The 13,275-nt window shown below is 73.0% G+C and carries 13 protein-coding genes; 10 read left to right on the top strand and 3 right to left on the bottom strand.

Annotation, left to right across the window (positions count from 1 at the left end):
- Window positions 1-192 precede the first annotated feature (192 nt).
- Both ACFU7Z_RS24110 and ACFU7Z_RS24105 read left to right on the top strand, forming a co-directional pair.
- On the top strand, window positions 193-1,473 hold the full coding sequence (locus ACFU7Z_RS24110; RefSeq protein ID WP_380779534.1) for a glycosyltransferase family 39 protein: 1,281 nt from the start codon (window positions 193-195) through the stop codon (window positions 1,471-1,473).
- A 63-nt stretch (window positions 1,474-1,536) separates the two neighbouring features.
- Entirely contained in the window at window positions 1,537-2,028 is a 492-nt protein-coding gene (locus ACFU7Z_RS24105; RefSeq protein ID WP_049650488.1) for a MarR family winged helix-turn-helix transcriptional regulator, read from the top strand.
- 166 nt (window positions 2,029-2,194) lie between these two features.
- Here the strand turns inward: ACFU7Z_RS24105 and ACFU7Z_RS24100 are convergent, their stop codons facing one another.
- On the bottom strand, window positions 2,195-2,677 hold the full coding sequence (locus ACFU7Z_RS24100) for a hypothetical protein (RefSeq protein ID WP_074004012.1): 483 nt from the start codon (window positions 2,675-2,677) through the stop codon (window positions 2,195-2,197).
- 439 nt (window positions 2,678-3,116) lie between these two features.
- On the opposite strand from ACFU7Z_RS24100, the gene hemL reads away from it, so the two are divergent.
- From hemL to ACFU7Z_RS24065, 7 genes are all read left to right on the top strand, one after another.
- Window positions 3,117-4,445 carry a glutamate-1-semialdehyde 2,1-aminomutase gene (hemL, locus tag ACFU7Z_RS24095; protein WP_375876951.1) on the top strand — a complete coding sequence of 443 codons (1,329 nt, stop codon included), beginning with the start codon at window positions 3,117-3,119 and terminating at the stop codon, window positions 4,443-4,445.
- A gap of 74 nt (window positions 4,446-4,519) precedes the next feature.
- Window positions 4,520-5,170, top strand: a complete 651-nt coding sequence (locus ACFU7Z_RS24090; protein WP_049650499.1) for a histidine phosphatase family protein — start codon at window positions 4,520-4,522, stop codon at window positions 5,168-5,170.
- 143 nt (window positions 5,171-5,313) lie between these two features.
- Entirely contained in the window at window positions 5,314-5,931 is a 618-nt protein-coding gene (locus tag ACFU7Z_RS24085; RefSeq protein WP_049650491.1) for a TlpA disulfide reductase family protein, read from the top strand.
- On the top strand, window positions 5,928-6,701 hold the full coding sequence (locus ACFU7Z_RS24080; protein WP_234348286.1) for a cytochrome c biogenesis CcdA family protein: 774 nt from the start codon (window positions 5,928-5,930) through the stop codon (window positions 6,699-6,701). The genes ACFU7Z_RS24085 and ACFU7Z_RS24080 overlap by 4 nt, the downstream gene beginning before the upstream one ends.
- A gap of 2 nt (window positions 6,702-6,703) precedes the next feature.
- Entirely contained in the window at window positions 6,704-8,545 is a 1,842-nt protein-coding gene (locus tag ACFU7Z_RS24075) for a cytochrome c biogenesis protein ResB (RefSeq protein WP_380742726.1), read from the top strand.
- A gap of 3 nt (window positions 8,546-8,548) precedes the next feature.
- On the top strand, window positions 8,549-9,679 hold the full coding sequence (gene ccsB, locus ACFU7Z_RS24070) for a c-type cytochrome biogenesis protein CcsB (protein ID WP_049650493.1): 1,131 nt from the start codon (window positions 8,549-8,551) through the stop codon (window positions 9,677-9,679).
- A 142-nt stretch (window positions 9,680-9,821) separates the two neighbouring features.
- On the top strand, window positions 9,822-10,208 hold the full coding sequence (locus tag ACFU7Z_RS24065) for a hypothetical protein (RefSeq protein WP_143204614.1): 387 nt from the start codon (window positions 9,822-9,824) through the stop codon (window positions 10,206-10,208).
- Window positions 10,209-10,224: 16 nt separating this feature from the next.
- Here ACFU7Z_RS24065 and ACFU7Z_RS24060 read toward each other — a convergent pair whose 3' ends face one another.
- Window positions 10,225-11,406 (bottom strand): ScbA/BarX family gamma-butyrolactone biosynthesis protein, encoded by a 1,182-nt coding sequence (locus tag ACFU7Z_RS24060; protein ID WP_380779531.1) that lies wholly within the window; start codon window positions 11,404-11,406, stop codon window positions 10,225-10,227.
- Window positions 11,407-11,753: 347 nt separating this feature from the next.
- On the opposite strand from ACFU7Z_RS24060, the gene ACFU7Z_RS24055 reads away from it, so the two are divergent.
- Complete coding sequence (locus ACFU7Z_RS24055; protein ID WP_380779529.1) at window positions 11,754-12,383, top strand: ScbR family autoregulator-binding transcription factor; 630 nt, start codon at window positions 11,754-11,756, stop codon at window positions 12,381-12,383.
- Window positions 12,384-12,424: 41 nt separating this feature from the next.
- Here ACFU7Z_RS24055 and ACFU7Z_RS24050 read toward each other — a convergent pair whose 3' ends face one another.
- Window positions 12,425-13,036, bottom strand: a complete 612-nt coding sequence (locus ACFU7Z_RS24050; protein ID WP_049661418.1) for a ScbR family autoregulator-binding transcription factor — start codon at window positions 13,034-13,036, stop codon at window positions 12,425-12,427.
- Between the last annotated feature and the right edge of the window lie 239 nt (window positions 13,037-13,275).

Raw genomic sequence — 13,275 nt, 5'->3', positions numbered from 1 at the left:
GCCCCCACCCGGGCGGCGGCGGCCGCGTGCACGACCGGGCCGGTGTGGTGCTCGGCACGGGTGGCGTGGTGCTGCGCGCCGGTCCGGAGGGCGCCAGGGGCCGTCGGTTCGGGGTCGTGCCGTAGGCTCACGGGAAAATCGTTGCGCCGGAGCCGCGCGGACCACGAGCGGGGCGGGGAGTACCCAGACCAGATGAGCACGGCATCGAGCACCGAGTCGTCCAGCACCCAGCCCGGAGCGCCCGGGGCGGCGCCCGCGGAGGCCCCCGAGGAACGGACGGGCCCGGCGTCCGGACGGTTCGGGGCACTGGTGGACCGCTTCGCGCCCGCGCTGGGCGCGTACGCGGTGGTCAAGGCCATCGGCCTGAGCGTCTTCCTGCTGCTGCTCTCGCACACCGGCGACTACCTGAAGAAGCAGCCGGGCCGCGGCGGCGGCGCCCACGCCTGGGACGTGCTGGGCACCTGGGACGGCATCTGGTACCAGCGGATCGCCGAGAACGGGTACAACCCGCAGCTGATCCCGCTGCACGGCTTCCCGCTGGCCACCTACTACGAGAACTCGGCCGCCTTCTTCCCGCTCTACCCCTGGCTGATGCGGCTGGTCGGCGCCGTCACCGGGCTCGGCCCGTACGGCTCCGGGATCGTCGTCTCGGTGATCGCCTCGCTGGTCGCCGCGGCCGGGATCTTCGCGGTCGCCGAGCGGCTGGGCGGCTTCCGGGCGGGCGTGATCGCCGCGGTGCTCTGGGGCCTGTTCCCGGGCTCCGGCGTGGAGTGGGCGGTCTACTCGGACTCGCTGTTCGTCGCGCTGTCCGCCTGGGCCTGCTACTGCGTGATGACCCGCCGCTGGGTGGCGGCCGGCCTGCTGGCGCTGGTGGCGGGCCTCAACCGGCCGACCGCCGCCGCGCTGATCGCCGCCGTCTCGATCGCCGCGCTGGTCGCGCTGGTCCGCCGCACCGACGGGGTGGCCCGCCCGCTGACCGCGATGCTGATCACCCCGTGGGGCCTGATCGGCTACGTCGCCTGGGTCGGCTGGAAGATGGGCGACTGGGGCGGCTACTTCAAGCTCCAGCAGGGCGCCTGGAACCGCTACTTCGACGGCGGCGCCTCCACCCTGCGCACGATCATGGACGTGATCACCGGCCACTGGGACTTCTGGCAGTCCAACCCCGTCCCGGACCTGATCGCGATCGCCCTGCTGATCGCCCTGCCCGGCTTGCTGGTGCTGCTCTGGCGCACCCGGCCGCCGCTGGTGCTGTGGGTCTACACCGCGCTCACCATCATCACCGCGCTGAGCAGCAACCAGATCTTCGGCAACATCTCGCGCTACCTGCTGCCCGCCTTCCCGCTCTGCATCGGCCTGGCGGTGGCGCTGCGCAAGCTGCGGACCTCCTCGCTGGCCGGGCTGCTGGCCATGCCGGTCCTCGCGGCGGGCTGGTACGCGGGCTATGCGCTGTTCGAGTTGGGCATCCCGTAGACCCGGCGTTGGTTGGCAACGGGATCATCCGGCAGCAGACGGGCCGTTGCTAACCTCGGACGTATGACGACGACCCCGCCGCCCGTGCGCCAGATCCGCGACATCTCCGGGCTGATGGACCACGCGAGCCACGTGCTGGCCACCCGGATGGCGGCCGCCTTCACCGAGCTCGGGATCACCCCGCGCGCCTACTGCGTGCTGTTCCACGCGCGGGCGGGCGAGCGCACCCAGATCCAGCTGGCCGAGCTGGCGGACCTGGACAAGACGACCATGGTGGTCACCGTCGACGAACTGGAGAAGGCGGGCCTGGCCGAGCGCCGCCCGTCCGCGACCGACCGGCGGGCCCGGATCGTCTCGGTCACCGAGGCGGGCGAGCGGGCCGTGGTGCGGGGCAGCGCGATCGCCGACCGGGTGCACCGCGAGCTGCTGGAGTCGCTGCCGCAGCCCGAGCGCGAGGTGTTCCTCTCGGCCCTGACCCACCTGGTGGACGGCCACCTCGCGGAGCCCGTCGAGGTCGAACGCACCGTCCGCCGCGCCCGCCGCTCCCGGGGATAGTCGCCGGCCGCCCGCCCCGGACCGCTTCCGCGGGCTCGCCGCCACCGTCCCGTGGTCGACCGGGTGCGAGAACTGACCGTCCGTCAACTCGCTTGAATGCGACCGGTGTTCGAAGGGTCAGCCTGGATCCGGCCCGCGTTCGAACGGCGGACCGGACCCCGGGGTGCTACGGCCAGACCAGGCAGTACAGCTGGTGCCCGGCCTCGTGCAGCCGGTTGGCGAAGTCCTGCCACTCGTGCAGCATGCTGTAGATCACGAACGCGTCCCGCGGCCCGCGCCGGTCCGGCACGGTGGACCAGATGAAGGCGGCGGCGCCGAGCTCGGTCTCGTCGGCCTTGCGCAGCGGCTCGACGACGTTGTGGGGGAGCTGGACGACGGCGTAGTCGGGGTGCAGCACCACCAGTTCCAGCGGCGGCACCTGGTGCAGCGGGACGCCCTGGATGCCGGTGAGCACCATGGCGCTCATCGTCTCCGGTTTGATCTTGGTGGAGAGGTGGCCGGTGGGGGAGCCGCTGGTCTCCATCAGGTCGCCGAGGCGGCCCAGTGCGCCGAGCTCGCCGGCCTCCAGGCCGAGCCCGCCCGGCCCGAGGGCGGTGGGGACTCTGGCGGCCGTCGCGCGGTCCGGGGCTCCGAAGTACTTGTAGGTCACCCCCACGCGTCCCTCACCCCGCCTCTCACCGCCGCGACGACCACGACCCGTACCCGCTCCCGTACCCCCGCGTGCGGTCTCGGCGGGCCTGCGGGAGCCCCCCGCGGCCTCGTCGTAACCGTCCTGCGCCTCGGACACTCGGACCATCCTCACCGGAATTCGCCGGAATCGACAGACCCCCGCACGTCCGGCGCCCACCGGACGTGCTCCTTACCCGTCATGCGCCGCCGTACCCATTCGCGGTACGCGGCAGTCCTCTCCACACCCCTGCACACAGACCGGAGGTCCTGTGCACTCTGTGTACACAGTCTGACTGGTCCCCGGTCCGGTGAAGTCAGCGGCCCCTGCTGTACGGACAACCGTACAGACAACGGTGCCCGGATCATCGTTCCAGATGATCGGGTCGGACATGCAGAGCGTGAGGACACGATTTGAGACCATGTCTTTTGTGAGCTACCCCTACGAAGCCCCCCAGTCCCAGTCGCTGTTCGACCGCGCCTCCGTGGTGACGCCCGGCGGCGTCAACTCCCCGGTGCGCGCCTTCCGCGCGGTCGGCGGCACGCCGCGCTTCATGGTGTCCGGCACCGGTCCCTACCTCACCGACGCCGACGGCCGCGAGTACGTCGACCTGGTGTGCTCGTGGGGTCCGATGATCCTCGGCCACGCGCACCCCGCGGTGATCGACGCCGTCCAGCGGGCCGTCTCCCGCGGCACCTCCTTCGGCACCCCCGGCGAGGGCGAGGTCGAGCTGGCCGAGGAGATCGTCGCCCGGGTCGCCCCGGTCGAGCAGGTCCGCCTGGTCTCCTCCGGCACCGAGGCCACCATGTCCGCGATCCGGCTGGCCCGCGGCTTCACCGGCCGCGCGAAGGTGGTGAAGTTCGCCGGCTGCTACCACGGTCACGTGGACGCGCTGCTGGCCGCCGCCGGTTCCGGCGTGGCCACCTTCGGCCTGCCGGACACCCCGGGCGTCACCGGCGCCCAGGCCGGCGACACCATCGTGCTGCCGTACAACGACCTGGCCGCCGTCGAGCAGGCGTTCGCCGCCCACCCGGGCGAGATCGCCTGCGTGATCACCGAGGCCTCGCCCGGCAACATGGGCGTCGTCCCGCCGCTGCCCGGCTTCAACGGCGGCCTGGCCCGGCTCTGCCGGGAGAACGGCGCGCTGTTCATCTCCGACGAGGTGATGACCGGCTTCCGCGTCTCCAAGGCCGGCTGGTACGGCCTGGAGGCGGCGCACGAGGGCTGGGCGCCGGACCTGCTGACCTTCGGCAAGGTCATGGGCGGCGGCTTCCCGGCCGCGGCCTTCGGCGGCCGCGCCGACGTGATGGCGCACCTGGCCCCGGCCGGCCCGGTCTACCAGGCGGGCACCCTGTCCGGGAACCCGGTCGCCACCGCGGCGGGCCTGGCCCAGCTGCGCGGCTGCACCGACGAGGCGTACGCGACGGTGGACAAGGTCGCCGCCGAGGTCTCCGGCCTGGTCGCCGACGCGCTCGCCAAGGAGGGCGTGGCACACCGGCTGCAGACCGCCGGGAACATGTTCTCGGTGTTCTTCACCGAGGCCCCGGTCACCGACTATGACGAGGCCAGGACCCAGGAGGCGTACCGTTTCACCGCCTTCTTCCACGCGATGCTGGCCGAGGGCGTCTACCTGCCGCCGTCCGCCTTCGAGTCCTGGTTCGTCTCGGCGGCCCACGACGAGCGGGCGATCGAGCGGATCGCCGCCGCCCTGCCGGCCGCCGCGCGCGCCGCTGCCGCCGCCACGGCCTGACCGCCGCGGCCCGTACCCCGATTCCCAGGAGTAGTCGAGAAGTGAGCGCCAAAGAGATCACCGTCGTCCACGTGATGCGGCACGGCGAGGTGCACAACCCGGAGGGCGTCCTGTACGGGCGCCTGCCGGACTACCACCTGTCCGAGCTGGGCCGGAAGATGGCCGAGCGGGTCGCCGAGGACCTGGCCGACCGGGACGTCACCCACGTGGTGGCCTCCCCGCTGGAGCGGGCCCAGGAGACCGCCGCGCCGATCGCCGAGGCGCACGGCCTGGACATCGCGGTGGACGCGCGGCTGATCGAGGCGGAGAACGTCTTCGAGGGCAAGACCTTCGGGGTCGGCGACGGTTCGCTGCGGAACCCGGGCTACTGGAAGTACCTCACCAACCCGTTCAAGCCGTCCTGGGGCGAGCCGTACCTCGACCAGGCGGTGCGGATGATGGGCGCGATCGGCGCGGCCCGGGACGCCGCGCGCGGGCACGAGGCGGTCTGCGTCAGCCACCAGCTGCCGATCTGGATCCTCCGCTCCTTCGCCGAGCGCCGCCGGCTCTGGCACGACCCGCGCAACCGGCAGTGCTCGCTGGCCTCGCTGACCAGCTTCACCTTCGAGGGCGACCGGATCGTCTCGGTCGGCTACCGCGAGCCGGCCCGCGACCTGCTGCCCGCGCACCTGGTGGGCAAGGGCCGCAAGGGCGACAAGCCGGTGGGCAAGAGCTTCGGCGCCTAGCCTCCCGTAAGCGGCGTGTAAGTATGACTTCGGGTCACCCGGCGACTGCCGGGTGACCCGATTTCGTCGCAGGTCAGAAGGGGTGCGACGCGCAAGGGAGGACCCCGGCGAACCGGCCCGGAACTCCATGCGAAACTTTTCACATGTCTGCCATGACGCGCCCCCGTCCCCGTGTCGCCGCAGCAGCCGCCGCCACCGTCGCCGCCGCTGCGCTCGCCCTCACCGGCTGTTCCTCCTCGGGCTCGTCGGGCGGCGGCGAGGGCCAGGTCGGCTTCGTCACGGTCAAGGGCACCAACCTGTCGAAGGCGGACGCCGGGAAGCGCGGGGACGCGCCGGACATCTCCGGGGACACCCTGGAGGGCACCCCGGCCAAGCTCTCCGACTACCGGGGCAAGGTCGTCGTGCTGAACGTCTGGGGCTCCTGGTGCGGCCCGTGCCGGGCCGAGGCCAAGAGCCTCCAGAACGTCTCGGAGAAGTACAAGGACCAGGGCGTCCAGTTCCTCGGCATCAACACCCGGGACACCGAGAAGCAGAACGCCGTCCGCTTCGAGCAGGAGCAGGGCGTCACCTACCCGAGCCTCTTCGACCCGGCCGGCACCCAGCTGCTCAAGTTCCCCAAGGGCAGCCTCAACCCGCAGTCCATCCCGACCACCCTGATCGTCGACCGGGACGGCAAGCTGGCCGCCCGCGCCGTCGGCGGCACCACCGAGGACGCGCTGGAGTCGATCCTCCAGCCGGTGGTCGCGGAGCAGAAGCAGTGAGCCTGCCGCAACAACTCGCCGACAACACCGGGACCCTCCAGAGCGGAGCGCTGCTGGTCGCCGCGCCGATCGCGCTGGCGGCCGGACTGGTGTCGTTCTTCTCGCCCTGCGTGCTGCCGCTCGTCCCCGGCTACCTGTCGTACGTGACCGGCTTCTCCGCCGCCGACCTCGCGGACGCGCGCGGCGCGCGGCGCGGCCGGATGCTGCTCGGGGCGACGCTGTTCATCCTCGGCTTCACCGCCGTGTTCGTCTCGGGCGGGGCGCTGTTCGGGCAGTTCGGCGACACCCTCCAGGAGCACAAGCGGGTCATCTCGATCGTGCTCGGGGCGGTGACGATCGTGATGGGCCTCGCCTTCATGGGCCTCGTCCCCGGTCTGAGCATGCGCGAGGTGCGCTCCCACCGCCGTCCGTCGGTCGGCCTGCTCGGCGCGCCGCTGCTGGGCGTGGTCTTCGGCGTCGGCTGGACGCCCTGCATCGGCCCGACCCTGGCGACCGTCCAGAACCTCGCCCTGAACCAGGCCGACGCCGCGCGCGGCGCCCTGCTGATGACCTTCTACTGCCTGGGCCTCGGCGTACCGTTCATCGTGGCCGCGCTGGCCTTCCGCCGGGCGCTGGGCGCCTTCGGCTGGGTCAAGCGGCACTACCCGCTCGTCATGAGGATCGGCGGCGGCATGCTCGTCGCGGTCGGTCTGCTGCTCGTCACCGGGATCTGGGACTCGATGCTGAGCCAGCTGCAGTCCTGGACCGCCGACTTCCAGATCGGAATCTGACCGTGAGCAACACCACGACCGAGACCGAGCAGCCCCCGGCGCCGGACGACGTCGCCGCCGAGCGGCTCAGCACCGCGCCGGTCGAGTCCGACGGACCGACCGGCATAGGGGCGTTCGGCTGGGCGCGCTGGATGTGGCGCCAGCTGACCTCGATGCGGGTCGCCCTGATCCTGCTCTTCCTGCTGTCGCTGGCCGCCATCCCCGGCTCGCTGATCCCGCAGTACCAGAACGGCCAGGGCCAGCTGAAGGTCGAGGCCTGGAAGGCGCAGCACGCCACGGTCGCGCCGATCTACGAGAAGCTCCAGCTGTTCGACGTCTACAGCTCGGTCTGGTTCTCCGCGATCTACATCCTGCTGTTCGTGTCGCTGGCCGGCTGCATCGTCCCGCGCACCTGGCAGTTCGTCGGCGTGCTGCGCTCCCAGCCGCCGGCCGCGCCGCGCAACCTGACCCGGATGCCGGTCCACGCGGCCTGGCGCACCGAGGCGGACGCCGACGCGGTGAACGCCGCCGCGCACCGGCTGCTGCGCAAGCGCGGCTTCCGCGCCCACCTGTCCGGCGGCGCGGTGGCGGCCGAGAAGGGCTACCTGCGCGAGGTCGGCAACCTGCTGTTCCACCTGTCGCTGTTCGCGCTGCTCGGCGGCTTCGCCTGGGCCAGCCTGGCCTCGGGCACCGGCGGCAAGCTGATGGTCCAGGGCGAGGGCTACTCCAACACCATCACCCAGCTCGACGACTTCAACGGCACCCGGTTCTACGGCAACCAGGACCTCGACCCCTTCTACCTGAAGCTGGACAGCTTCACGTCGAAGTTCCAGACCAAGGGCGACCAGATCGGCGCCGCCCGGCAGTTCACCGCGAACGTCGAGTACTACGAGGGCAGCGACCAGTCGAAGCTGAAGAAGTCGACGATCGAGGTCAACCACCCGCTGGAGATCGGCGGCAGCAAGGTCTACCTGATCGGCCACGGCTACGCCCCGTTCGTCAGCGTCAAGAACGGCAAGGGCGAGGTCGTCTACCGCGGCGCCGTCCCGTTCCTGCCGCAGGACGGCAACCTGACCTCCACCGGTGTCGTGAAGGTCTCCGACTACGGCGTGGGCCCCGACGGCAACAAGACCCAGATGGGCTTCTCCGGCTTCTTCCTGCCGACCGCCCCGCTGAGCTTCGAGGGCACCGGCCCGGTCTCGCTGTTCCCCGGTGACGCCGAGCCCGAACTCGTGCTGAACGCCTTCGCGGGCGACCTCGGCACCGACTCCGGCCTGCCGCAGAACGTCTACCAGCTCAACACCCGCAAGCTCACCCAGCTCACCCAGGACGGCCAGCCGGCCAAGGCCCGGCTCAAGCCCGGCCAGGCCTGGGACCTGCCCGACGGCTACGGCTCGGTGACCTTCGAGGGCTACAAGCAGTGGGCCAGCTTCAACATCTCGCACCGTCCGGGCAACGCGATCGCCCTGAGCGGCGGCGTGCTCGCGATCCTCGGCCTGATCGGCTCGCTGTTCATCCAGCGCCGCCGGATCTGGGTGCGGGCGGTCGCCCTGCCGGGCGGCGGCACCCAGGTGGAGCTGGCCGGCCTGGCCCGCAGCGAGTCGGCGAAGATCGCCGAGGAGCTGGCGGAGCTCGCGGTCGACCTCCAGGACGACGCTCCCGCCTCCGAGGACGAGGAGGACGACGCCCCGGCCCCCGAAGGTGAGGACGGCACCCCGGCCTCCGCGGACGAGGACGGCACTCCGGCCTCCGCGGGCGAGGACGCCGACACCGAAACGGACGTACCCGAGGAGACCGGGACCCCCACAGTCCCGGCGGCCTCCCCGGAACCCGCAGTCCCTGCCGACCAGAACTCCAAGGAGTAGACGGTGCATCTCGCCTCGGCGGTCGACCCACAGCTGGCCGACCTCTCCAACAAGCTGATCTATTCGGCGATGGTGGTCTACACCCTCGCCATGTTCGCCCACATGATCGAGTGGACCTTCGGCAGCAAGGGCGCCGTCGCCGTCCGCTCGACGGAACAGGCGGGCAGCCTGGGCGAGACCGTCGCCGCGGCGGACAAGAAGGCCGCGAAGAAGGTCACCGTCACGGTGGCCGGGGCCGGCGGCGGCACCACGACGCTCACCCGCACCGCGATCGCGGGCGAGGGCGCGACGGTGGTCACCACCGGGCGCGGCGCCGAGGAGGAGGACGGCCCGGGCGCGGCCGGCACCAGCGTGCGGGCCGACCTGGCCGGCCGGATCGCCGTCTCGCTCACCGTGCTGGCGCTGGCGCTGCACGGCGGCGGCATCATCACCCGCGGCCTGTCGGTCTCCCGCTGGCCGTGGGGCAACATGTACGAGTTCTCCTGCGCCTTCGCCTTCGCGATGACGGCCGCGTACCTGGTGCTGCTGGCCGCGAAGAAGAAGGTCCGCTGGCTCGGCCTGCCGGTCGTCCTCGCGGTGCTGCTGACCCTCGGCATCGCCACCACGGTGCTGTACACCGACTCCGAGCAGCTCGTCCCGGCGCTGCACTCGCCGTGGCTGGCGATCCACGTCTCCACCGCGATCTTCTGCGGCGGCGCCTTCTACGCGGCGTTCATCGCCACGCTGCTGTACCTCGGCAAGGAGTCCTTCGAGAAGCGGACGGCGGCCGGCCTCACCACCGGCCCGCTGGGCACCTCGGCCTCGATCTGGCGCCGACTGCCCGCCGCGTCCACCTTCGACAAGCTGTCCTACCGGATCAACGCCCTGGTCTTCCCGCTGTGGACGTTCACCATCATCGCGGGCGCGATCTGGGCCGAGGCGGCCTGGGGCAAGTACTGGGAGTGGGACCCGAAGGAGACCTGGTCGTTCATCACCTGGGTCGCCTACGCCTGCTACCTGCACGCCCGTGCGACGGCCGGCTGGAAGGGCCGCAAGGCCGCCTACCTGGCGCTGGCGGCGTTCGCCTGCTGGCTCTTCAACTACTACGGGGTGAACATCTTCGTTACCGGAAAGCACTCCTACGCGGGGATCTGACCGGGGCACACGATCACCCACCGGCCCGGCTCTCTCCCACAGGTAGCCGGGCCGATGTGTGAAACGGGGTAGTGCGCGCCGGCCGCCGGCCGGTGCGAGAGGGAACTGAGGAGGAAATCGCGCAATGGAGTGCGACGAGGTCATGCTGACCGTCCGAATCACCGCCGCCGAGCGCACGCTGCTCCGCAGGCTCGCCCAGGGACACCGGAGCGACGTGTCGGAGGTGGTGTCCGACGCGCTGCTGGACATCATCCCGACGCTCAGCGCGCCGGGGGACGCCTACCGGTTGCTGGGGGCGCTGGCCGTGCCCGCGCCGTGCGCCCTGACGGTGTGGCTGCCGACCCCGCTGGCCGATCTGCTGGTGCCGGGCGCGGCCCGGATCGCGCAGATCACCGACGTCCGGGTCGAGTCGGCCAGCGCGGCCCTGGGCGCGGCGCTGCGGCTCTGGCTGTCCCAGGACCCGGTCCGGCTGGCGACCAACCTCAGCGTGATGCACGCGGGCCGGCCGGCCGCCCTGGTGGCCGCCTGACGGGCCCGGGGCGTCCCTAACTCGCCAGCGGCAGCCGGGCGCCCCCGAGGCCCGGCAGGGGAGGGCCGGGTACGGCGGGGCCCGGGACGGCGGGGCGGCCGTCGTAGGCGTCCCGCCGGACCGGCACCCCCGGGCCCTCGGCCGGTCCGTCCACCGGCACGGTGAGCAGCAGGCACTCGGCCGCCGTCCGGCCGTCCTGGAGCAGCTCGACCCGTACCGCGAGCCGCCCGTCCGCCGCGGCCGGCCCCTCGGCCGGCCCGGGCGCCGGTTCGGGGGCGGCCCGGACGAAGCAGGGCCGGTCCAGCTCGATGTAGTGGTCGAAGGAGGTCACCAGCTCGACCGGGACCACCGGCTCGGGGTGGCGCAGCCGCTGGGCGGCCTGCCGGGCGGCCTCCAGCACCAGCATCCCGGGCACGTGGTCCAGCTCGTGGTCGAACAGCACCGGGTGGGTGGCGTCGGCGCGCAGCAGCCAGGTGTCCGGCGCCAGGGTCGGGCTGAGCACCACGTCCGCCGGCTGTGCGCGGCCGACCAGCTCGGGCGCGGCGGGTGCCGGCGGGCGCGGCGGGAGGGTGCGCCGCGCGGGGCCGCGCAGCCGGGCGTACGAGGCGGGGGAGACCACCCGCAGCCGTCCGCTGCCGCGACCGATCGGCCGGCCGTCCCGGGTGACGTCGACGCAGACCCGGAGCGAGGCGAGCTCGCCGTGCCGCATCCGGACGTCCTCGCAGCTGACGGCCAGCATCAGCGAGGCGGGGCCGGCGGTGACGGCGAGGCCCGGCAGGCCGGTCCCGTCGAGCGCGTAGGAGAGGTCCTCCATCATGAAGTGGTGGCCGCGCGGCACCCCGAACCCGGCGTGGCCGATCAGCAGCCCGGTCTGCCGGATCGTTTCGGCCAGCAGCACCGGGTCGTGGTAGCGGTCCCCGGGCAGCCGGTAGAAGCCGTGCAGCCGGGGCCACTGGGCGCCGAGCAGGAAGTCGTACGGGCCGGTGGCCTGCCAGCCGGTGAGGAACACCTCGGACACCGAGGCGCGGTGCACCAGGTGCCGGGAGACGGTCCGGTCGTGGAAGTCGTAGCCGGTGGCGGGGCCGTGGTGGAAGTCGTAGCCGGTCGCGGGGCTGTCGTCGAACCCGAAGCCGCCGGCGCTGCCCGGGCCGGGGTGGGCGTACGGATCGTGCGGGTCCGGCTCTACGATCGATGGCATGACGGGCCCCCGCTTCAGGGTGTCGGTCGGAGCGGCCGCCACGGCCGTCCGAGCAAAACATACATACCACCCGGTTTGTGTTCGGCGGCTGGGGTGCCCAGGCCGAACGCTCCGGCCCGGCCACGCTACCTGCCCCCTGGGCTGCGGGAATGCCCGTTCAGGAGGCCTCGGACCATCGGTGGGGGCCGTCCCCGCTGGACGGCGGGGGCGAAGCAAGCGCTAGATTAGATACCAACCATGCGGTTTCGGAGGGTGCCGTCCGCATGCGAGCGCCGCCCCCGCAGGGGCCGCGCCGACAGCAGCCGGGTGGGGCGGGGATCGCGCCCGGCCGAGTCCGGAGGGGGCCAGTGGTCAAGCAGGAGCGGGCTGGGCGGACCCGGCGGGCCGTACTGCTCGCCGCCGCGGAGACCTTCGCGCGGGTGGGCTTCGAGGCCGCCAGCCTGGTCGACATCAGCCGCCGGGCCGGGGTGAGCAAGGGGGCCCTCTACTTCCACTTCGTGTCCAAGCAGGCCCTCGCCGACGGGGTGCGCCGCGCCTCCGGGCGGGAGGTCGGCTCGGCCGCGCTGCGCGCGCTGCGGGCCGACGGCCCGGCCCTCCAGGGGCTGATCGACTTCTCGCACGAGCTGGCCCGGATGCTGCGCGAGGACGTGGTGGTGCGGGCCGGCGTCCGGCTCGGCCGCCAGGGCCCGCGCCGGGACGGCGCCCAGGAGGGGCCGGACGGCCCGCCCGTGGCCTCCGACGTCGCCTGGCGCAGCCTCACCGCCGTCGTCCACCGGCTGCTGGACCGCGCCGCCGAGGCCGGCGAGCTGCGCCCCGGGGTGGACCGGCGGGCCGCCGCCGAACTGCTCACCGCGGTGGCGGCCGGCCAGGTGCTGCTCGCGGGCGAGGAGACCGGCCGGCCCGGTCCTGAGGCGGTGAGCCGGCTCTGGACGGCCGCGCTGCCGGCCCTGGTGACGGCGGAGCACCGGGCGGGCTAGCGGGTCTGAGGCCCCGGCCCTAGGGCTCCCGGAGTCGGGGCTCAGGCGCGCTCGGCGACGCTCAGCCGGGCGAGCGCGTGCGGCTGGACCAGGCCGGGCAGCAGCAGCGTCCAGAGGTCGGACAGCCGCTGGATCAGGTCCTGCCGGTCGGCCAGCACCTGGGAGCTCAGCTGGATGCCGGTGACGGCCCCGGTGATCACCCCGGCGGCCGCGGTCAGGTCGACCCCCGGGTGGAGGTCGCCGGCCTCCCGGGCGTGCTCCAGCAGGACGCGGACGGTGTCCATCCAGCCCTGGTAGGCCGCGAGCTGCGGCTGGGTGAAGCTGCCGTGCTCGATCGTCAGCCGGATGCTGCCGCGCACCAGCGGGTCGGTCTGGAGCGCGCGGGCGAAGGCGTACCCGAGGTCGATCAGGTTCTGCACCGGGCTGTCCGAGGCCGGTGTCCAGCCGGAGATGAAGACGCCCTGTCCCTCGATGACGGCGAGCGCCAGCTCCTCCTTGGAGCGGAAGTGGAAGTACAGCGCGCCCTTGGTGACGCCGGCGCGGTCCAGGATCTCGGACATCGTGGCGGCGGCGTAGCCCCGCTCGTCGAACACCTCGGCCGCCGCGACGAGTACCGTCTGGCGGGTCGCCAGCGCGCGGGCCTGCCTGGCCATCGCAGCCTCCCTGGAAAGTTCTGGTCTCGGCAGCGGCCGATCCTATGGGGGCGGACGGGGCGGCGGACGCATACCGTCCAGTAGGCATCCTACCGAGCCCGCCGCGGGCCCCTCCGGCCCCGGCCGACCGGGCGGGAGCGCCGCCGGAGCGGCCCCGGACGAAGCCCGACGCGGCCCCGGGCAGAGCCCGAGGCGGCCCGGGCAACGCCGGACGGCCGGTCACCCGAGCGGGGTGACCG

The sequence above is a fragment of the Kitasatospora sp. NPDC057518 genome, assembly GCF_042802075.1.
In the GTDB taxonomy this organism is placed as follows: domain Bacteria; phylum Actinomycetota; class Actinomycetes; order Streptomycetales; family Streptomycetaceae; genus Kitasatospora.
Note: the sequence above shows the minus strand (reverse complement) of the source record. Positions and strands in the feature narration are given on the sequence as shown.